This is a genomic window from Frankia sp. RB5, assembly GCF_059816245.1.
In genome coordinates, this window is record NZ_JCBATA010000022.1 from 80,335 (window position 1) to 99,120 (window position 18,786).

19 protein-coding genes are annotated in these 18,786 nt (G+C 73.4%); 10 read left to right on the forward strand and 9 right to left on the reverse strand.

The features are described 5' to 3' along the window. Positions 1-415 precede the first annotated feature (415 nt). Positions 416-1,420, forward strand: coding sequence for an adenosyl-hopene transferase HpnH (hpnH, locus tag AC6EXY_RS14110; RefSeq protein ID WP_101830449.1), 1,005 nt, complete (start codon positions 416-418; stop codon positions 1,418-1,420). 84 nt (positions 1,421-1,504) lie between these two features. Here the strand turns inward: hpnH and AC6EXY_RS14115 are convergent, their stop codons facing one another. After that, entirely contained in the window at positions 1,505-2,176 is a 672-nt protein-coding gene (locus AC6EXY_RS14115) for a TetR/AcrR family transcriptional regulator (protein ID WP_101830448.1), read from the reverse strand. A gap of 244 nt (positions 2,177-2,420) precedes the next feature. On the opposite strand from AC6EXY_RS14115, the gene AC6EXY_RS14120 reads away from it, so the two are divergent. After that, entirely contained in the window at positions 2,421-3,728 is a 1,308-nt protein-coding gene (locus AC6EXY_RS14120) for a glycosyltransferase (RefSeq protein ID WP_243407226.1), read from the forward strand. 27 nt (positions 3,729-3,755) lie between these two features. On the opposite strand, the gene AC6EXY_RS14125 is transcribed toward AC6EXY_RS14120, so the two are convergent. Next, positions 3,756-4,589, reverse strand: a complete 834-nt coding sequence (locus tag AC6EXY_RS14125; protein ID WP_499817411.1) for an urease accessory protein UreD — start codon at positions 4,587-4,589, stop codon at positions 3,756-3,758. Next, a complete protein-coding gene (locus tag AC6EXY_RS14130) occupies positions 4,586-5,203 on the reverse strand; it encodes a TetR/AcrR family transcriptional regulator (protein ID WP_101830481.1) in 618 nt (205 codons plus the stop codon). The genes AC6EXY_RS14125 and AC6EXY_RS14130 overlap by 4 nt, the downstream gene beginning before the upstream one ends. Before the next feature lie 228 nt (positions 5,204-5,431). Between AC6EXY_RS14130 and AC6EXY_RS14135 the strand changes: the two genes are divergently transcribed. Then, the gene (locus tag AC6EXY_RS14135; protein WP_499817410.1) at positions 5,432-6,334 is read left to right on the forward strand and encodes a TIGR03620 family F420-dependent LLM class oxidoreductase; all 903 of its coding nucleotides are present in this window, start codon (positions 5,432-5,434) and stop codon (positions 6,332-6,334) included. On the opposite strand, the gene AC6EXY_RS14140 is transcribed toward AC6EXY_RS14135, so the two are convergent. Beyond that, positions 6,331-7,050, reverse strand: coding sequence for an urease accessory protein UreF (locus AC6EXY_RS14140; RefSeq protein ID WP_243407225.1), 720 nt, complete (start codon positions 7,048-7,050; stop codon positions 6,331-6,333). The genes AC6EXY_RS14135 and AC6EXY_RS14140 overlap by 4 nt on opposite strands. Before the next feature lie 79 nt (positions 7,051-7,129). Between AC6EXY_RS14140 and AC6EXY_RS14145 the strand changes: the two genes are divergently transcribed. Together AC6EXY_RS14145 and AC6EXY_RS14150 are read left to right on the forward strand one after the other, a co-directional pair. Beyond that, complete coding sequence (locus AC6EXY_RS14145; protein WP_101830445.1) at positions 7,130-7,360, forward strand: hypothetical protein; 231 nt, start codon at positions 7,130-7,132, stop codon at positions 7,358-7,360. A 227-nt stretch (positions 7,361-7,587) separates the two neighbouring features. After that, positions 7,588-8,541, forward strand: a complete 954-nt coding sequence (locus AC6EXY_RS14150) for a phytanoyl-CoA dioxygenase family protein (protein ID WP_101830479.1) — start codon at positions 7,588-7,590, stop codon at positions 8,539-8,541. Here AC6EXY_RS14150 and AC6EXY_RS14155 read toward each other — a convergent pair. Genes AC6EXY_RS14155 through AC6EXY_RS14165 form a run of 3 tightly spaced genes read right to left on the reverse strand, consistent with a single transcriptional unit; the run spans position 8,538 to position 10,929 of the window. After that, complete coding sequence (locus AC6EXY_RS14155) at positions 8,538-10,277, reverse strand: urease subunit alpha (protein ID WP_101830444.1); 1,740 nt, start codon at positions 10,275-10,277, stop codon at positions 8,538-8,540. The genes AC6EXY_RS14150 and AC6EXY_RS14155 overlap by 4 nt on opposite strands. Continuing rightward, positions 10,274-10,630 (reverse strand): urease subunit beta, encoded by a 357-nt coding sequence (locus AC6EXY_RS14160; RefSeq protein ID WP_101830443.1) that lies wholly within the window; start codon positions 10,628-10,630, stop codon positions 10,274-10,276. Before AC6EXY_RS14160 ends, AC6EXY_RS14155 begins: the two co-directional genes overlap by 4 nt. Then, a complete protein-coding gene (locus tag AC6EXY_RS14165) occupies positions 10,627-10,929 on the reverse strand; it encodes an urease subunit gamma (protein WP_101830442.1) in 303 nt (100 codons plus the stop codon). Before AC6EXY_RS14165 ends, AC6EXY_RS14160 begins: the two co-directional genes overlap by 4 nt. Before the next feature lie 315 nt (positions 10,930-11,244). Here AC6EXY_RS14165 and AC6EXY_RS14170 point away from each other — a divergent pair, with 315 nt between their 5' ends. Genes AC6EXY_RS14170 through AC6EXY_RS14190 form a run of 5 tightly spaced genes read left to right on the forward strand, consistent with a single transcriptional unit; the run spans position 11,245 to position 16,375 of the window. After that, positions 11,245-12,276, forward strand: a complete 1,032-nt coding sequence (locus tag AC6EXY_RS14170; protein ID WP_101830441.1) for an ABC transporter substrate-binding protein — start codon at positions 11,245-11,247, stop codon at positions 12,274-12,276. Continuing rightward, complete coding sequence (locus AC6EXY_RS14175) at positions 12,273-13,103, forward strand: ABC transporter ATP-binding protein (protein ID WP_101830440.1); 831 nt, start codon at positions 12,273-12,275, stop codon at positions 13,101-13,103. The genes AC6EXY_RS14170 and AC6EXY_RS14175 overlap by 4 nt, the downstream gene beginning before the upstream one ends. Next, the gene (locus AC6EXY_RS14180) at positions 13,100-13,867 is read left to right on the forward strand and encodes an ABC transporter permease (protein ID WP_101830439.1); all 768 of its coding nucleotides are present in this window, start codon (positions 13,100-13,102) and stop codon (positions 13,865-13,867) included. Before AC6EXY_RS14175 ends, AC6EXY_RS14180 begins: the two co-directional genes overlap by 4 nt. Continuing rightward, on the forward strand, positions 13,864-14,667 hold the full coding sequence (locus AC6EXY_RS14185) for an ABC transporter permease (RefSeq protein WP_499817409.1): 804 nt from the start codon (positions 13,864-13,866) through the stop codon (positions 14,665-14,667). The genes AC6EXY_RS14180 and AC6EXY_RS14185 overlap by 4 nt, the downstream gene beginning before the upstream one ends. A gap of 52 nt (positions 14,668-14,719) precedes the next feature. Then, positions 14,720-16,375 (forward strand): adenine deaminase C-terminal domain-containing protein, encoded by a 1,656-nt coding sequence (locus tag AC6EXY_RS14190; protein ID WP_499817408.1) that lies wholly within the window; start codon positions 14,720-14,722, stop codon positions 16,373-16,375. 10 nt (positions 16,376-16,385) lie between these two features. On the opposite strand, the gene AC6EXY_RS14195 is transcribed toward AC6EXY_RS14190, so the two are convergent. Both AC6EXY_RS14195 and AC6EXY_RS14200 read right to left on the reverse strand, forming a co-directional pair. Next, positions 16,386-17,558, reverse strand: coding sequence for an ATP-binding protein (locus AC6EXY_RS14195; RefSeq protein ID WP_499817407.1), 1,173 nt, complete (start codon positions 17,556-17,558; stop codon positions 16,386-16,388). A gap of 71 nt (positions 17,559-17,629) precedes the next feature. After that, on the reverse strand, positions 17,630-18,718 hold the full coding sequence (locus tag AC6EXY_RS14200; protein ID WP_101830476.1) for a Rieske 2Fe-2S domain-containing protein: 1,089 nt from the start codon (positions 18,716-18,718) through the stop codon (positions 17,630-17,632). Positions 18,719-18,786 lie beyond the last annotated feature (68 nt).

Sequence of the window (18,786 nt, forward strand, 5' to 3'; positions counted from 1 at the left end):
ACCCGCCTGGTGGCGAGGTCGCGACCCATGCCGAGGTCCGGGCCCGCTCGCGTGCGCGCGGGACGTGCCCGGCCCTCGGCCTCGCCGGCGCTCGAGTCGCGCAGGGCGCGAGCCCATGTCACTCTCGGTAATGGCGAGGCCGGGTGGTGGGGTGGTCCACCTCCGACGAGGCGTCGAAGGTCGGGGGCGCGGCGCCGCGACCCGCTATCGCGGCGCCGACCGGTCCCGCGACCATGCCCCTGACCTGGTCCTATCTTGCCCACGTCAACGCCCGCGCGCACGAAGCGTCGGTCTTGCGACGTGGCTGTGCGGCAGTTCATCACACGATCCACATGCAGGCTGTACGTACAGGCTGTATGGTCAGTGCAGCGATCATCGGTCCTTCACCGGCGACCTGAGAGAGGGGAGCTACGCCGTGGCGGTTGAGTGGCGGTACCAGCTCCGTATCGGTACCTACCTGGCGAAGCAGAAGCTGCTGCGTCGCAAGCACTTCCCGCTCGTGCTGGAGCTCGAGCCACTGTTTGCCTGCAACCTGTCCTGCACGGGCTGCGGCAAGATCCAGCACCCGGCGTCCGTCCTGAAGCAGCGGATGAGCGTCGACGACGCGCTCGCCGCCGTCAAGGAGTGCGGTGCGCCGGTCGTGGCGATCGCGGGCGGTGAGCCGCTCATGCACCCGCAGATCCACGAGATCGTCAACGAGCTGGTCAAGCGCAAGAAGTTCGTGATCCTGTGCACGAACGGGCTGCTGCTGCAGAAGAAGCTCAAGAACTTCACCCCGTCGCCCTACTTCACCTTCGTCCTGCACATCGACGGGCTGCGCGAGCGGCACGACGCGGTGGTGGAGAAGGAGGGCACGTTCGACGAGTGCGTCCGGGCGTTCCACGCGGCCAAGGCCGCCGGGTTCCGCGTCGGGACGAACTCCACGTTCTTCAACAACGACAGCCCGCAGGATGTCATCGACATCCTGACGTTCCTCAACGACGACCTCAAGGTCGACCAGATCCAGCTCTCGCCCGGCTACGCGTACGAGAAGGCTCCCGACCAGGAGCACTTCCTCGCCGTGCAGGAGACCCGCGAGATGTTCGCCAAGGTCTTCGCGGACGGCCGGCGCAAGCGGTTCCGGCTCAACCACTCGCCGATCTTCCTCGACTTCCTGGAGGGGAAGAAGGAGCTCGACTGCACCGCCTGGGGCATTCCGAGCTACTCGCTGTTCGGCTGGCAGAAGCCCTGCTACCTGATGAGCGACGGCTACGTCTCCTCCTACAAGGAGCTCGTCGAGACCACCGACTGGGACTCCTACGGCCGCGGCAAGGACCCGCGCTGCGCGAACTGCATGGCGCACTGCGGGTACGAGACGTCGGCCGTGCTGGCCACGATGGGCTCGCTCAAGGAGTCCATTCGCGCCTCCCGCCAGGCCTGACGGGCCGCTGTACCACCTCGTCGACGCCGCCCCGGCCGGATCTCTCCGGCCGGGGCGGCGTTCGGCGTTTCGGCCAGGACGACGTCAGCAGACGCGCGGCGGGCTGCCGTCGGCGCTGACGGAGGACTGGTCGGAGAGGTCGTCGCTGCCAAGGCTGAGGCCGCGCACCAGGCGGTCGAGCACGATGCCGACCTCGACGCGGGCGGTGTCCGGATCGGCGGCGCCGGCGGTGTAGATGCTCGCCTCCGACAGCAGGGCGGCCACCAGGCGGGTCAGCGGGGCGACCGGCACGGGGGCGATGCTCTTCTCGGTCATCGCCCGCTCCAGCCACTCGGACAGCAGCCGGTACCCGTGCCGCTCGACCAGCTCGTCCCACGCCTCGCCGCCGAGGACGGCGGGGCCGTCGATCAGCACGATGCGCTGGAAGTCGCTGTCCGCGGTGGAGATGTCGAGCAGCGACTGGAAACCGGAGCGCAGCTGCGTCCAGGCATCGCTGGGCAGCTCGGCGTCGCGGGCGAGCTCGCCGGCGACGAGCTTCTCGGCGACCTCGGTGGCGACCTGCTCCATGACGGTCCGGAACAGCTGGGCCTTGTCGCGGAAGTGGTGGTACAGGGCGCCGCGGGTCACCTGGGCGTCAGCGACGATCTCCTCGGTGCCGGTCGCGGCGAATCCCTGCTCGGCGAACCGGCGGCGGGCTGCCGAGACGAGGGCCTGACGGGTGTCAGCCGTCTGCTCGGAACGACGGCTACGTGTCACCCCTCGATTATGGTGCAGCGGCGGCCCTGCGCGGCGGCTGCGGGAACCAGGGACCGGTCGGGGTGAGCCGGAGGTCACCCGACTGCGGGCCACCCGCCCGAGGTCAGAATGGCACGACGGTGCTAGCCGCGTCCCCGGTTCCGCCGCTTCGAGGTCGCCACCAGGGGCAACACCAAAAGTTCTTTACGCTTAATTACCCCGCACGGCGGACCTGCGCCCACTTCCCGTGGCAGCATCACTCTCTGTGACTGTGATCCAGTGGATAGCCCTCGCCTCGCTGCTCGCCTGGCTGTACCTGGCCGTCGGTCATGGCTTCTTCTGGCGGACCGACCAGCGCCTGCCGGCCCGCCGGGCCCCCAGCGTCTGGCCCAGCGTCGCGATCATCATTCCCGCCCGGGACGAGGCGGACGTGCTGCCCGTGACCCTGCCGACGCTGCTCACCCAGGACTACCCCGGTCCCGCGCGGCTCATCCTCGTCGACGACGGCTCCACAGACGGCACGACCGAGGTGGCGCGGGCGCTCGCGGACGAGGCGGCGAAGCGCGGCGGGTCGAACGTGACGGCCGCCGTCACCGCGTCGACGGAGCCGCCCCCCGGCTGGACCGGCAAGCTGTGGGCGCTGCGCCGGGGCGTCGACTGTGCAGGCGACGCCGAGTTCCTGCTGCTCACCGACGCCGACATCGCCCACGACCCGGGCTCGCTGACCAGCCTCGTCGCCTCCGCCTGCACACAGGACCTGGACATGGTCTCCCAGATGGCGGTGCTGCGCGCCGAGACCGTCTGGGAGCGCCTCATCGTCCCGGCGTTCGTCTACTTCTTCGCGATGCTCTATCCGTTCCGCTGGTCGAACCGGCCGAACTCGCGGGTGGCGGCCGCCGCCGGCGGCTGCTCCCTCGTGCGGCGGGAGGCCCTGCTCGCGGCCGGCGGGCTCGCGGAGGTCCGCGGCGCGGTCATCGACGACGTGGCCATCGCCCGGATCATCAAGCGCTCCGGCGGTCGGACCTGGCTCGGACTCGCCGAGCAGGTGCACAGCCGCCGCCCCTACCCGCGGCTGGCCGACCTGTGGAAGATGGTGTCCCGCAGCGCGTACGCCCAGCTGCGCCACTCGCCGCTGCTGCTGCTCGGCACGGTGCTGGGGATGACGCTCGTCTTCGTCGTCCCCGTCGCCGCGACCATCGCGGGCCTCGCCGCCGGCGACGCGACGGTCGCGATCGTCGGCGCCGTCGCCTGGCTGATCATGACGCTGTCCTACCTGCCGATGATCCGCTACTACCGACAGCCCCTGGCCGGCGCCCTGCTCCTGCCCGCCGTCGCCGCCCTCTACTGCGGGATGACGGTCGACTCCGCGCGCCTGAAACGGGCCGGCCGCGGCGCCGCCTGGAAGGGGCGCACCTACGCCGACCACGGCGCGCCGACCGCGACGGCGGCCCGGCCCGCGACCATCGTGGAACCGCCGCGCGATCCCTGGAACGACGGCGTGTCCCGCCCGGTGGCCACGGCCGTGCCCGAGCCGAGCGGTCCTCTCGACGAGGCCGAAGCCGGGCACGCCTGAGGCTGGTCGGTCCGGGCCGGCGGTCGGCTACGCCCGCCGCCAGACGGGGTCCGCCGGCCCCGCGAGCAGCCGTCGCCGCAGGCTGACGGCGTCGTCCGCGATCGCCGAGACCAGATAGCCCGGTCCGGCCAGGGGCAGCAGCGCGGCGCCGTCGGCGACGCCGGCGTCCACCGCGGGTCCAGCCTGTTCGGGCCCGGCGACCAGCAGGGAGCCGACGGCGCGGGCCGCGCCGAGATGGGCTGGCCCGCGCATGCCCGGCACGTCCGGGCCGAGCACGAGGTCCTGGCGCAGCAGCGGCGCCGGCGTCGCGGCGGGCCCGGCGCCGGACACGTCGACGCGCAGGGTTCCGTGGAACGATCCCGGGGCCTCGCCGAAGCGGCCCAGCAGGATCTCCTCCCGCAGCAGCAGCCGTGCGGTGGCCCCGAGCCGGACGTCGATCGTCGACGCGTGGTCGGCGCCGGCGGCGACGACGGTCGGCTCCGGCGCGAACTCCAGCGCGCCGCCGTCGGCGACCTCGGCGGACACGGCGAACCGCGACGGCCCCGGCCCCCATCCCGGCAGCGCCACCATGGCGGCCACCGAGCGCACCAGCAGCCGCACCCCGCCGCCGACCGCGATGTCGAGCCGTAGGTCATCGCCCGCCAGCGGGCCCGCCGCGGCACCCACCAGGTGCACCGTCGCGGCCGCCTGATCCGTCGCCGTCGCCCGCTGCGTGGCGGTCAGGCGCAGGACGATCGGAACCTCCGAGCGCAGGTCGCTCACCCGTGGCAACCCCTGCGGCCCGAGGTCGACCCGGATCGCCGCCCTGGCGCGGATCGCCGTGCGACCCGTGCGGTGCGCCGCCGGGGACAGGGACGTCACCGCGGCGCCGCCGCCGGGTCCTCGGCAGCGGCCGGCCCACGCAGGCCGTCGAGGGCGAGCGCGAGCACCCGATCGATCGCGAGCGGCCCGGGCGCGCCGCAGGAGGACTGCTCGAACGCCCACGCGATGCCGGTGACCAGCGTGAACACCTCAAGGACGCCAAGGTCGCGGCGCAGTGCGCCCACCCCCTGGGCGGCGGTGACCAGCGACGCGCCGGCGCCGCGCATCGACGTGCACGCCGCGTGCAGGTCGCTGTCAGCGTCCCGCAGGGTGCGCGCGAGCGCGGCGGTGAGCCCGCGATAGGTGCTGGCGAAGTCGAGGAACTCCCGCAGCCAGATGATCAGCGCCTCCTCGGGCGCGGCCATGGCCGACAACTGTTGGGCCCGCCTGGTGAGCAGGTCGAACCGGTCGTGCAGCACGGCCTCGAGCAGCGCCTCGCGGGAGGGGAAGTGGCGGTAGAACGTGCCGATGCCCACCCCGGCCTGGCGGGCGATCCCCTCCAGTGAGGTGTCGATGCCGTGCTCGGCGAAGGCCTGGCGAGCCTGGGCGAGGAGACGGTCGCGGTTGGCTCGCGCGTCCGAACGTCTGGGCCGGGTGCCGGTGGGACCGCTCACCGCCACTCCCTCCGCCGCATCACTGTCTCCGCCGCATCACTGTCTCCGCCGCACCACTGTCTCCGCCGCGCCACGGTCGGCCGTCTCTCCCCTTGCGGTGGCGAGGGGAGGGTACCTCCTCGGCGCTCACCGCCCGCACGACCTTTGCGGAGCATGCCTCCGGTAAGCTGACCCCGATCCAGCGGAGGCATCCTCCGTTTTGGTGGCGAGCGTCGAAGGGTGGCACGGATGATGGTGGAACGAGTCCGCGAGCGACTGGGCAGGTTCGGTGTCTGGATTCCGCCCTACGTGCTCGGCGCCACCTCGGTCGAGGTCCAGCGGCGGGAGCTCGTCCGAATCGAGCGGCTCGGATACGGCTCGATCTGGACCGGGGAGACGCCCGTCGCCTCCTCGATGCGCAGCCGGGAGGCGTTCGCGCAGCTGGGGCTGATGCTCGCCGCGACCGAGCGGATCGTGGTCGGCGCGGGGATCGCCAACATCGGCAACCGGGCCGCGACCGCGATGCACACCGGTGCCGCGACGCTCGCCGAGGCCTATCCGGGCCGGTTCGTGCTCGGGCTCGGCGGTCACTCCGGCGAGCGCCCGCTGGGCATGCTGCGCGAGTACCTCGACGCGATGGCGCGGCCGGCCGACACCGCGAACCAGCTGGCGGACTACCCGCTGGTGCTGGCCGCCCTCGGGCCTCGGGCCCACGAGCTCGCGCGCGAGCGCGCGCACGGGGTCCATCCGTTCCTGCAGCCCGTGGCGCACACGGCGGCCGCGCGGGCGGCGGTAGGGCCGGGCTCGCTGGTCATCCCGCATCAGTCCGTGGTCCTCGAGACCGATCCGGACACCGCGAGGAGCCGGCTGCGGGCCATCTTCGACGCCGGCGTGGGGGCCGCACACTCCCCGTACGCCCGGCACTACCTGCGCCTCGGGTACAGCGAGGCGGATGTGCTCGGCCGCCGCAGCGACCGGCTCATCGACGACCTGCTCGCCTGGGGCGACGAGGCGGCCGTCGCGGCCCGGCTGACCGCGCAGCTCGACGCCGGCGCCGACCACGTCCTCGTGCATCCGTTCGCGGCGGATCTCCCCGCGGCCGTCGACCAGCTCGAACGGCTGGCTCCGCTGCTGGTGGGCGCTGCCTACTAGGAGGTGAACATGCGCGGGCTGGCGAGGCGGTGGCGCTCGGCGAGGTGCTCAAGCCGGATGCCGGTGTGGGCCGGCAGGTCGCGGGGCGGGAGACCGGCGGCCCGCTCGCCCGCCCGCGCGACGCCCGCCACGTCCCCCGCGAGCCGGGCGGTGACGGCGGTGACGGCGATGGGGTCCAGACCCAGCAGGCGGGTCGCGGCCGTCGAGGGGCCGGTGACCGTGAGGTGCGCGGCGGTGAGGGCGGCGTCCGCGGGGGCCAGCCCGGCGCCGGCGCAGACCATGCCCAGCGCGATCGGGTGATGCGGGGCGCGTGGGCCCGGCGGGACCGGCCAGGCGGCGCGGCCGGTGCGCAGCAGGGTGCGCCCCTGGGCTCGGCTGGCCGCCCGCGCGGCGGGGGACGGGGTGCGCGCGTCCAGTTCCGCGTCCAACTCGGCGATGCCGGGATCCGCGCCCGTGTCGCCGGCCAACGCGAGGCAGGTCGCCGCGGCGAAGGCGGCGGCGACCACGCCCGCGGTGTGCAGCCGGCCGAGCAGGAATCGTTCCAGGTCAGACACGTCCGCGAGGCTGCCCTCCACGACCGCCGCCTCCACCCCGCCCGAATGGGCGTGCCCCCCGGTCGGCATTCGGCCGTCCGCCAGCACCAGCAGCGTCGCCCGCCGCGCCGCGGACTCCGCCGCGGCGCCCAGCCCCGGTCGGTCGGGCGACAGTTCGGTCATGTCCGGCACCTCCTGTGCGAGAGTTCAGCCCCGGGCGGGCCGGACGGCCGCGTGGGACGGGGATGGGGGACGAGGACCGATGCATCGACGAGGTGCCCGCCGGCTGCGCCTGGCCGGCCTGCTGCTGGCGCCGGCCGTGCTGGTGCCGGCACTTGCCTCCTGTGGGAACGACCGACCGCCGAAACCCCGCTGCGCGGCGGGCTATCAGGCCAGGTGGGACAGCCACGACCACGAGTGGGACTGCGAGCGGTCCAGCTCGGGGTCGAGCCACGGCACCGGTCACCGCACGCGTGGCCGCACCCGACACTAGCGGGCGTCGGCGGGCGCCATGGCAACGAGGGCGAAACTCCTCGCCCGTACCGTGTGATGTTCCGAAAGGCCTGGTCGCAAGCGTGCCCGGGCCGTCGAGAGCGCAGCGAGGGAAGGGGACGGCGCGTGGGAGATCCGAGGTCTGGCCAGGGCGAGACCGGTGCGGTGGGCGGCGGCCCACGGCCGGGCGGCGGCGGTCACGCCGAGCCGGCACGCGGCGTGCCGTCCATGCCCGAGGTCGCGGGCCTCGGGGTCTTCGACATCGATCCGGACGGGCCCGATCCGCTGGCCGTGCCGGGCCTGGCCGACTTCTACCGCGAGCATGGCTTCGTCCTGCTCCGCGGCCTGCTCGCGCCGTCGCTGATCGACCGGATCGAGGACGAGTGTGTCCGGGCGCAGCAGGGCGTCCTCGCCGGATCCGTCTCGCGGCGTCATGGCTCGACCCAGTACCTCGACGCGCGCCACCTGGACCGCCCTGACCAGGGGCAGGCCCAGCCGAACGGGAACGGGGCGTCCGCCGAACGGGCGGTGTCGGTCCTGGCGCGGGCGGGCTCCGACGCGCGGCCGTACGTGAACTACGTCGAGCACGTGGAGGAGCTCTCCCCGGCGGTGCGGGCGTCGGCGACGCATCCGCTGCTGGTAGAACTGCTGCGCCGGCTGCTCGGCGGACAGGTGTGGATGCTCGAGGGCGCCGGTTCCGGGGTGGTGTTCCAGGACGCCCGTCCCGGCCAGGAGTCCGGCTACACCCGCATCGGCTGGCACTCCGACTGGCAGGCGATGCCGAGCCTCGACGTCTGGCCCGGGGCCGCGTTCACCATCCACATCGACGAGACCAGCCCCGCCAACGGGTTCCTGCGGGTGGTCCCCGGCTCGCACCGCTGGGCCACGCCGGCGCCCTACCTCAACATCAACAACGTCGAGGTGCCGGCGGACGCCCGCCCGGCCGGGGGATACACCGACGCCGAGCCCCCCGCGCCGATGCCGCTGGGCTTCGAGAGGGTCCCCGGGGAGATCGCCCTCTACGCCAACCGCGGCGACCTGCTGCTGCATGACGCCTACCTGTGGCACTCGGCCGCCCGCGCGACGCAGGACGACGCCACCCGCCGGCACGTCCGCGCCGGCTACTACGCCGGCGACCGCGCCAGCTACCGCCAGCAGTTCATCAAGAACGCCGCCCGCTAGAACAGGAAGTACCGCTGGGCCATCGGCAGCTCGCTGGCCGGGTCGGCCTCGATCGCCTCCCCGTCGACGTAGACGGTGAACGTGTCGGGGTCGACGCGGATGTCCGGGGTGGCGGTGTTCTCCGGCAGGTCGGCCTTGCCGCGCCGGCGCACGTCCTCGACCGCGACGACGGGCGTCGCGAGGCCGAGCCGCTCGGGCAGGCCGTCCTCGATCGCGGCCGGCGCCACGAACGTCAGCGACGTCGCCGCCGCCGGTCCGCGGGCGGCCCCCCACATCGGGCGGGGCAGCACCGGCTGCGGGGTGGGGATGGAGGCGTTCGCGTCGCCCATCGCCGCCCAGGCGATGAACCCGCCCTTGAGCACCAGCGACGGGCGCACCCCGAAGAACGCCGGATCGTAGAGCACCAGATCCGCCAGCTTGCCGGGCTCCACCGAGCCGATCTGCGCGTCCAGCCCGTGCGCCACCGCCGGGCAGATCGTGTACTTGGCGACGTAGCGCCGAGCCCTGGCGTTGTCCGCTCCGCCGCTGGCGCCACCGTCTCCGGGCAGCGCGCCGCGGCGGCGCTTCATCACGTGCGCCGTCTGCCAGGTGCGTAGCACGACCTCGCCGATGCGGCCCATCGCCTGCGAGTCCGAGCCGATCATGGAGATGGCGCCGAGGTCGTGCAGGACGTCCTCGGCGGCGATCGTCGACGGCCGGATCCGGCTCTCGGCGAAGGCCAGGTCCTCGGGCACGCTCGGGTTGAGATGGTGGCAGACCATCAGCATGTCGAGGTGCTCGTCGAGGGTGTTGACGGTGTGCGGGCGGGTCGGGTTCGTCGACGACGGCAGCACGTTGCCGGCCGCCGCGACCGTGATGATGTCCGGTGCGTGGCCGCCGCCGGCACCCTCGGTGTGGTATGCGTGGATCGCCCGGCCGGCGATCGCGGCGAGGGTGTCCTCGACGAAACCGGCCTCGTTCAACGTGTCCGAGTGCAGCGCGACCTGCACACCCGACGCGTCCGCCACTCGCAGACAGGCGTCGATCGCCGCCGGGGTGGTGCCCCAGTCCTCGTGCAGTTTGAAGCCGGCGGCACCGGCGCGCAGCTGCTCCCACATCGCCGCCTCGTGGACCGTGTTGCCCTTGCCGAGCAGGACGATGTTGACCGGATAGTCGTCCATCGCGGTGAGCATCCGGGCCAGGTTCCACGGGCCGGGTGTGACGGTCGTCGCCTTGGTGCCCTCGGCCGGCCCGGTGCCGCCGCCGATCAGCGTGGTGATCCCGGCGCCGAGCGCCTCCGGCACCTGCTGCGGACAGATCAGGTGCACGTGGCAGTCCACCGCCCCGGCAGTGAGGATCTTCCCGTTGCCGGCGATGATCTCGGTGCCGGGGCCGATGACCAGGTCCGGGTGGACGCCGTCCATCGTGTCCGGGTTGCCGGCCTTGCCGAGCGCGACGATCCGCCCGTCGCGCACCCCCACGTCCGCCTTGACGACGCCCCAGTGGTCGAGCACGACGGCACCGGTGATGACCAGGTCGGGCGCGCCCTCGGCCCGGGTGGCCCGCGCCTGCCCCATCGACTCGCGGATCACCTTGCCGCCGCCGAAGACCGCCTCGTCGCCGGTGCCGGCGAGTTCCGGCCCCCGGCTGCGGTCCTCGGTGACCTCGATGAACAGGTCGGTGTCGGCGAGCCGGATGCGGTCCCCGACCGTCGGGCCGTACAGCGCGGCGTAACGCGAGCGATCGAGGCTGGTCACGATCCCTCTCCCAGGAAGCCTGGCAGGGCGGCGGTGGCGGTGCGGCTGTCCAGCGCGCCGGCCCACTCGGCCCGCAGGCCGGGGACGACGCGGGCGCCGGCCAGCGGGACGAGGGCGACCTCGCGCTCCACGCCCGGCTCGAAGCGGACGGCCGTGCCGGCGGGCACCGCGAGCCGGTGGCCCCAGGCGGCGTCCCGGTCGAAGTCGAGCGCGGGGTTGGCCGCGGCGAAGTGGTAGTGCGAGCCGACCTGGACCGGCCGGTCGCCGGTGTTGCGCACGACCAGGGTCCGGGCGGGCCGGGCGACGTTGATCTCGATGGACCCCTCGCCGGGCAGGATCTCGCCGGGGATCACGGGATCGGCCGGTGGACGGTCACCAGCTTGGTGCCGTCGGGGAAGGTGGCCTCGACCTGGACCTCGGCGAGCATCTCCGGCACCCCGTCCATGACGTCCTCACGGGTCAGCACGGTGCGGCCCGCGTGCATCAGCTCAGCGACGGTGCGGCCGTCGCGGGCCCCCTCCAGCAGGAACGAGGTGAGGATCGCCGTCGCCTCGGGATGGTTCAGCCGAAGCCCGCGGGCGCGTCGTTCCCGGGCGAGTCCGGCCGCGACATGGATGAGCAGCCGTTCCTGTTCATGAGGGCTGAGCAGCACGAGCGCGAAGCCTAGCAGGCCGCCGCGGCGCGGATGCGCGACGCACTTCCCGGGGCCCGATGTCGGACAGATGAACGTGAATCCCGGTTCTGGGCGTTCAGGTTTCGGCGGTGTTTCGCCGCGCCGGATTTCGGCGGGTGCTGTCCGAGCTCGGCCGGGCGGGGGCCAGAATGGAGTTACCCGCAATTCACCTGGGTGCGATGGGACGGATACGCCTCCTTCCTAGCGTCCGGGAGACCGCTCGGGTGGGCGGGCGCAGTCGATGGGGGTTTGGTGACAAAAGGTCTGGATCGGCGGGGTTTCCTCCGCCGGGGCATGGGCGTGACCGCGGGAGCGACTCTGCTCTCCGTCGGTGGGGGCGGTCTGCTGGCCGCGTGCGGCAGCGACGACGAGGACTCGAGCTCGAGTGGCTCCGGATCGTTCGGAACGCTCGCCATCCGGCTGTCCTGGATCAAGAACGTCGAGTTCGCTGGCGAGTACATCGCCGACCAGCGCGGCTACTACAAGGCGGCCGGATTCTCCGGCGTCAACCTGATCGCCGGCGGCCCGTCGGCGACGCCGCAGGACACCGACGTCGCGACGGGCAAGGCGTTTATCGGCATCTCCTCGCCGGACATCACCGGAAACGCGATCACCCAGGGTGCGCCGCTGAAGATCATCGGTGCGCAGTACCAGAAGAACCCCTTCGCCATCATGTCGCTGACGAAGAAGCCGATCACCTCCCCGCAGGAGATGCTCGGCAAGAAGATCGGTGTGCAGGCGACGAACGAGTCGGTCTGGACGGCCTTCCTGAAGGCGAACAAGATCGACCCCTCCGCGATCACGAAGGTCCCCGTCGAGTTCGACCCGCTGCCGCTGACCACGGGAACCGTCGACGGCTGGTTCTCGTTCGTCACGAACGAACCGAACTCGCTGCGGGTGAAGGGTTTCGACGTCACCACCTTCCTGCTCGCCGACCACAACTACCCGCTCGTCTCGGAGACCTTCATGGTCAGCGACGAGTCGATCGCGAAGAACCGGGACAAGGTGAAGGCGGCCCTCACCGCGGAGATCCGCGGCTGGAAGGACGCCACCGCCGACCCGGCGCTCGGCGCGAAGCTCGCCGCCACCGTCTACGGCAAGGACCTCGGCCTCGACGAGAAGGAACAGGTGCTGGAGAGCACCGACCAGAACAAACTCATTCTCACCGCGGAGACGAAGAAGAACGGCCTGTTCACCGTCACCGACGAGCTGGTCGAGGAGAACATCGCGACGCTGAAGATCGCCGGCGTCGACCTCACCGCGGACAAGCTCTTCGACCTGTCCATCCTCCGCGAACTGTACAAGGAGAAGCCGGAGTTGATATGAGTGCTGCCCCAGGCTCCGGCTCCGGGGTGAGCGTGGTGGGCCTGCGCAAGGAGTTCCGCCTCGGCCGCAGGACCGTGCACGCGCTGGAGGACGTCACCATCTCCACCGAGGAGGGGTCGTTCCTGACCCTGATCGGACCGTCCGGGTGCGGGAAGTCGACGGTGCTGCGCATCCTCGCCGATCTGGAGGCGCCGAGCGCCGGCGAGGTGCTGGTCCACGGCGAGCATCCGGCCGCCGCCCGGCGCGGCCACCATCTCGGCATCGCGTTCCAGGACGCGGCGCTGCTGCCGTGGCGCTCGGTGGAGGCGAACATCCGCCTGCCGCTGGAGGTCAGCGGCGTGAAGGTGGAACGCTCGGTGATCGCCGACCTGATCAGCCTGGTCGGGCTGACCGGCTTCGAGAAGGCCCGGCCCGCGCAGCTGTCCGGCGGCATGCGCCAGCGCGTCGCGATCGCCCGCGCGCTGGTCGTCGAACCGCGGGTGCTGCTGCTCGACGAGCCCTTCGGCGCGCTCGACGACATGACCCGCCAGCGGCTCAACTTCGAGCTGCTGCGGATCTGGAGCGAGCGTGCCACGACCACGGTGCTTGTCACGCACTCCATCCCCGAGGCGGTGATCCTCTCCGACACGGTCGCGGTGATGAGCGCGCGGCCCGGCCGGATCTCCGCCCTCGTCGACATCGACCTGCCGCGCCCGCGCACCCCGGAGATGCTGCGCTCACCCCGCTTCCACGAACTGCACGACGAGCTGTCCGCCCTGCTCTTCTCCGGCAGTGCGCCCGCCGCGGCGCCAGAGCCGGCGCCGGCGCCGGTGGGCAGCGACGCATGACCGCACGGCCGGCCTGGGTCGGCGGGCTGGTCGGCGTCGTCGGCCTGCTCGCGCTGTGGTGGCTGCTCGCCGTCACCGTCCTGAGTAACGGCGGCGTCGTGCCGACCCCGTGGGAGGTCGTGCGGGCGCTGTGGGACGACCATCGCCTGATGTGGACGTCGGCCCGGGCGACGATCGGCATCGCGCTGAAGGGCTGGCTGATCGGCAACGGGCTGGCCATCGGCCTCGCCGTCGTCTTCTTCGGCGTTCCGGTCGTGGAGCGGGTGCTGCTGCAGATCGGGGTGGCGTCCTACTGCCTGCCGGTGATCGCGATCGGGCCGATCCTGACCACCGTCTTCGACGGCAGCACCCCGCAGATCGCGCTGGCCGGCATCTCGGTGTTCTTCACGACGATGGTCGGCACGCTGCTGGGCCTGCGGGCCGCCGACCCGGCGAGCCTCGACGTGGTGCGGGCCAGCGGCGGCGGGCCGCTGCGCCAGACGCGCCACGTCCGGCTGCGCGCCGCCCTGCCCAGCACCTTCGCCGGGCTGCAGATCGCCGCGCCCGCGGCCGTCCTCGGCGCGATCATCGGTGAGTACCTCGGCGCCGACCGTGGCCTGGGAGTGGCGATGGTCCACTCGCAGCAGGCGCTGGAGGTCCCGCGCACGTGGGCGCTGGCCGTGGTCGCCTCGGCCGTCGCCGGGCTGGGCTACGCGCTGACCGCGCTGGCCGCCCGGCTGCTCACGCCGTGGGCGCCGCGCGGCAACCCGGGCGGTGCCGGATGATCGCCACGGTCGCGTGGCGGCTGGGACGGACGATGCTGTCGGTGGTGGCGTCCGTGGCCGTGATCATCGGGCTCTGGTACGCGTTCATCGCCGTCTTCGACCTGAACTCCCTGGTAGCGAAGGACCCGAAGGCGGTCTGGGACTACCTGTTCACCGCCGAGAAGGCGCCGCGGAGCCGACGGGTGATCCTCGACGGCCTGTGGCGGACCCTCGGTGACGCCGGGATGGGTTACCTGGTGGGCACGGCGGCGGCGATCGTCGTGGCCGTCACGTTCGTGCTGTTCCGCTCGGTCGAGCGGGCGCTGATGCCGGTCGCGCTGATGCTGCGCTCCGTGCCGCTGGTCGCGATGATCCCGCTGCTCACGCTGGTGTTCGGGCGGGGGCTGACCGCCGTCGGGGTGATCGCGGGCATCATCGTGTTCTTCCCGTCGCTGGTGAACCTGGTCTTCGGCCTGCGCTCCGGCCCGCCGGCCGCCGCCGACCTCGTGCTCGCCTACGGCGGCGGCCCGGCGACGGTGCTGCGCAAGGTGTCGCTGCCCAGCGCCCTGCCCGCGCTGTTCGTCTCCGCGCGGATCGCCGTCCCCGGCGCGATCATCGGGGCCCTGCTGGCCGAATGGCTGGCCACCGGCAAGGGCCTCGGCTACTCCATGCAGCGCGCCCAGCAGACCTTCGACTACGGCGGGGTGTGGGCGTCCGTCGTCGTCATCACCGCGGCGAGCATCGCGCTGTACGCGGTCGTCGGCGTCATCGAGGCGATCGTCCTCGCCCGGTATGGCCCGAACTCGGGACGCGGCAGCTAGCGGTGGCCGCGAGGACAAGGACAGCCGCGAGGATGAGGACAAAGGATCACGCGTGAACGTCGCACGCACCAGCCGCGGACCCTGGCTGGCGTCAACAACCCGGTCGACGATCCCGCGCCGCCCACCGGCGGTGCCGGACGCCGGCCGTCCCGTGCCGCCCGCCCAGCCGGCGGGCCGCCCCGAACCCGTCGAGCGGCTGGCCGGTGCTGAGCGGCTGGCCGGTGTGGAGCGGCTGGTGCCGTCGGCCGTCCAGGTGGAGCGGCTGCGCCGGGTGGCCCGCGGCGACGAGGACGCGGATCTCGTCGTGCGCGGCGGGCTGGTCGTGGTCGTCCACGACGGCAGCGTGGTCAGCCGGGACATCCTCATCGTCGGGCGGTACATCGCCGCGGTGACGAAGCCAGGGGTGCTGGGCGGACGGCGTTCCCTCGACGCCGCGGGCCGCCACGTGCTGCCCGCCTACGTCGACGCCGGGCTGCGCATCGAGGACACCCTGCTCAGCCCGGGGGAACTGGCCCGGCTCATCGTCCCGCACGGCACCGGCACCCTGCTCGCCGACTCGACCGCGCTCACCGCGCTCGGTGGGACCCGTGCGGTGGAGTTCGCGACCGGCTCCGCGACGCCCCTGCGGATCCTCGCCCGTGCGGGCCGGGCGCCCGCCGGCGCGGGCGGCGGTATCGGACCGTCCGCCACTGGGACGAACGGGCTGTCCGCGCTGGCGGCGGGGGCTGGCGACGGGCTGCGCCAGGCCCTCGCCAGCCCCGTCCGCGCGGGCATCAGAACCGTCGCGGAGCTCGCCACCCACGGCCACGTCGACCATGACGTGCACCTCGCCGTCAGCCAGGGAACCAGCCCGATCGAGGCCATCCGGCGGGCCACCCTGCTACCCGCCCGCGCGCACGGCCTGGAGGCGGTGCTCGGCTCGATCGCCCCCGCGCGGCTCGCCGACCTGCAGGTGGTCGCCGCGCTGGCGGACGCCGCGCCCCCGGACGTCGTCGTCGCCGGCGGCCGCATCGCCGCCGAACGCGGACGGCCGCTGTTCGAGAACGCGGATCCGCCACCGTCCTGGGCGGATGGTCGCGTCCGGCTGCCGGCGGACCTGCACGCCGGTTCCTTCGCCTGCCCCGGCGGGCGCGACGGCAGCGTCGCCGTGGCGAGCATCGACAGTGCTGTTCCGCTGCCCTCGCCCGCGGCGGCGACGCTCGGGCCCGCCGCCGGCACGCGGCCGGCTGCGGCGGCCCGCCATCAGGTCCGCGTGGCGCGGATGGCACCGACCGTCCGCGGTGAGCAGGTCACCGCCGATCCGACCCGTGACCTGCAGAAGGTCGCGGTCTTCTCGAGCCAGACCGGGGACGGCGGTTCGGTCGAGATCGGCCTGCTGCGCGGCTGCGGGCTCGTACGCGGCGCGCTGGGGTTCACCACCGGCCGCGACCCCGGTCAGGTGATCATCATTGGGGTTCGCGACGACGACATGCTGACCGTCGCGCGGGCGATCGAGGGCATGGGTGGCGGCTTCGCCGTCGTCGACCAGGGCTGGGTGCGCGCGGCCTGCCCGCTGCCCCTGCTCGGCCTGATGAGCGACGCCCCCTGGGAGGCGGTGCTCGGCGAACTGGTAGCCGTCGACACGGCCGCCACGGCCCTGGGCTGCACTCTCCCGTCCCCACTGCGCACCCTGGCGTCCCTCGGCCGCCTCCTGCACACCCGTCCCTGAGCGGGGCCCGTCAGGGACGACCGCTGGCCCGCCGCGCCGGCGGCAGGGCAGGACCCGCGTCCGGGATCGCCCATCCCGCCGACGCGTGGGGCCCAGCCGGGCCATGCGCGGCAGGTGCGGGCGTGGCAGGTGCGGGCGTGGCCGGTCCGGTCCGACCGGTGAGCTGGTCGCGGACGTGCGCGGCGCTGTCGCGAAGGTCGCGCCGCACCTGGTCGGTCAGCTGCCAGGTACGGCCGGCGCTGTCGCCGCTGACCTGCACGAGGCCCGCCCGCAGCAGGCCGAACAGCGTCGCCCGGGCATGGGATCGGTCCGTGGTGAGCAGCGCCGCCGCCTCGGCGGTCCGCAGCCGATGGCGGTGGATCAGCGCGGTCAGCAGCTGGAGGTGGGCGCGTCCCAGTGGCTGGCCGAGATGCTCGCGGGCCACGACGTACCGCGCGAAGGCGAGATCGGGGTCGTCGCCGGGCAGCAGGGCGATGACGGCCCGGTCGGTCGACCGCTCGAAGCGCGGCGCGGCGAGACCGTGGCGGAGCTGCTCGGCGATCGCCCGACCGACGCCCCGCCCGGTGCGCTGGGCGATACCGGCCCGCCGGAAGGCGTCCACGAGCAGCGGGTTGCGCGCCACGGGCAGCCCGGACAGCGCGGTGCCGGGACGCGGGTCGACACCCAGGCGGGCCGGATTGGCGATCTGGATGCCGTCCTCGCCCCAGCGGACGTGCACCACGCCCGGGACGGTGTAGTCCCGGTGGGTCAGCGCGTTGGTCAGCAGCTCCCGGAACGCCTGCTCCGAACAGGCGGGGACCTGCACCCGCACGAGCTCGTACCGGACGGCCTGCGTGGCGGTACGGGCGCGGAACCGGGCGAGCAGCTCCTCGGCCAGCCGGAACAGCGGCCAGTGGAAGAAGTCGTTGACCTCGGCGACCTCGCCCCGCAGTACCTGCATCGCCACCTCGTGGAACGGCAGGTGCCACCGGATCGCCTCCGGCCGGCCGAACAGCAGCAGCGCCTCGGGCAGCAACGCGCCCTGCGCCGACGCCACCCCGAGCGCGACGGCCAGCTCCCGGTCGGCGAGCCCCGCGAGGCTCGCCTCGGCACGCCGACCCGACGCGCTCACCAGCCGGCGGAACCGCTCGAACTCCCGCGGATCGAGATCGGCCCAGACCGCCCCGCTCCCCAGCTCCGTCATGAAGTCCTGCCTCCCGGCCCGCATCGGCGATCTCCATCGTAGGTTGCGCGCCGAGCCGTTGAGCTGGGAAGTCAGCGCCTTGCCTGTCGGATATCCGCCGTTCGCCGGGCGACGCGGCGCTCCCGGGCCGTCGCGGGAGTGTGCCGGTCGACCAGGGCGGCCAGGGCGCGGCGCAGGGCGACTCCCGCCGCGTCGGCGCGGATGCTCACCTCCTCGGCGGGCTCGCCGTCGTCGCCGAGCAGGGGGAGCCCGTCGAGGTCGAAGCGTTCCTGCAGAGCCAGGTCCTCGTCGAGGACGCGCTGCTCGAAGCGGGCGGCCTCGGCCAGCCGGTCCGCGTCGCCCCCGAGATCGTCGCGCAGCACCCGGGTGTAGACGCGGGTGGCGCCGGAGTCCTCGGGTTGCAGGCAGAACAGGATGCTGGTGATCGTGCCGGCGTCCGGGTACTCCATCCGCAGGCGGAGCATGAACGGCGGCCGGTAGACGTAGGTCGTCCAGCGGCGCTGGACGAGGGGGTGCTCGCCCGTCGCGACCAGGGGATCCTCCGGATTGGCCACCACCTGCTCGAGCTGGACCACGAAGCCGTCGCCGTCGGGGGTGACCCGGTAGGGCGGGACGGCGGTGTCCTCGCCGGCGCCGATCGTGTCCGCGTGCACGAACGGGAAGTGCGCGGTGTCCAGGAAGTTGTCGGCCAGCAGGCCGGCGCACGCGGTGGTGCGGGTCGGCTCGAGCCACACCGAGTCGAAGCCGGTCGAGTGCTCCTCGGGCAGCTCGATCAGCTCGGCCACCGGCTCCCGCGGCGCGATCCAGACCAGGCCATGCCGCTCGGTGACCCCCCAGGCGGGGACCGCCCTGGCCCGTCTGGGCGGTGGCGTGCCAGGGCCGAGAGCGGGCACCGTCGTGCACTCGCCGGACGCGACGAACCGCCACCCGTGGTAGCCGCAGACCAGCTCGTCCGCGTCCACCCGGCCGGCGGACAACGGGGCGAGCCGGTGCGGGCACCGGTCGGCGAAGGCGGCCAGCCTGTCGTCCAGCCGGGCGACCACCCAGGGCTCCCCGAGCAGGCGCACGGCCACCGGCTCGTCGCCGACCTCCGTCGAGCGGGCCACCGGATGCCAGCCATGGCGCAGCGCGGGAGTGGTGTTCCTCAGACGACGTGACATGCCCACCTCGCTCGTCGGTCCCCTCCTATCCCGGTCCCCTCCTGTATCGCACAGTCGCGCGACGCGGA

What these genes read in the sequence shown, in the direction of transcription:
- AC6EXY_RS14135 (WP_499817410.1), top strand. Translation starts at nt 5,432, where the DNA reads ATGATGGTGGAACGAGTCCGCGAGCGACTGGGCAGGTTCGGTGTCTGG.
- AC6EXY_RS14140 (WP_243407225.1), bottom strand. Translation starts at nt 7,050, where the DNA reads ATGACCGAACTGTCGCCCGACCGACCGGGGCTGGGCGCCGCGGCGGAG.
- AC6EXY_RS14145 (WP_101830445.1), top strand. Translation starts at nt 7,130, where the DNA reads ATGCATCGACGAGGTGCCCGCCGGCTGCGCCTGGCCGGCCTGCTGCTG.
- AC6EXY_RS14150 (WP_101830479.1), top strand. Translation starts at nt 7,588, where the DNA reads ATGCCCGAGGTCGCGGGCCTCGGGGTCTTCGACATCGATCCGGACGGG.
- AC6EXY_RS14170 (WP_101830441.1), top strand. Translation starts at nt 11,245, where the DNA reads ATGGGCGTGACCGCGGGAGCGACTCTGCTCTCCGTCGGTGGGGGCGGT.
- AC6EXY_RS14175 (WP_101830440.1), top strand. Translation starts at nt 12,273, where the DNA reads ATGAGTGCTGCCCCAGGCTCCGGCTCCGGGGTGAGCGTGGTGGGCCTG.
- AC6EXY_RS14180 (WP_101830439.1), top strand. Translation starts at nt 13,100, where the DNA reads ATGACCGCACGGCCGGCCTGGGTCGGCGGGCTGGTCGGCGTCGTCGGC.
- AC6EXY_RS14185 (WP_499817409.1), top strand. Translation starts at nt 13,864, where the DNA reads ATGATCGCCACGGTCGCGTGGCGGCTGGGACGGACGATGCTGTCGGTG.
- AC6EXY_RS14195 (WP_499817407.1), bottom strand. Translation starts at nt 17,558, where the DNA reads ATGACGGAGCTGGGGAGCGGGGCGGTCTGGGCCGATCTCGATCCGCGG.
- AC6EXY_RS14200 (WP_101830476.1), bottom strand. Translation starts at nt 18,718, where the DNA reads ATGTCACGTCGTCTGAGGAACACCACTCCCGCGCTGCGCCATGGCTGG.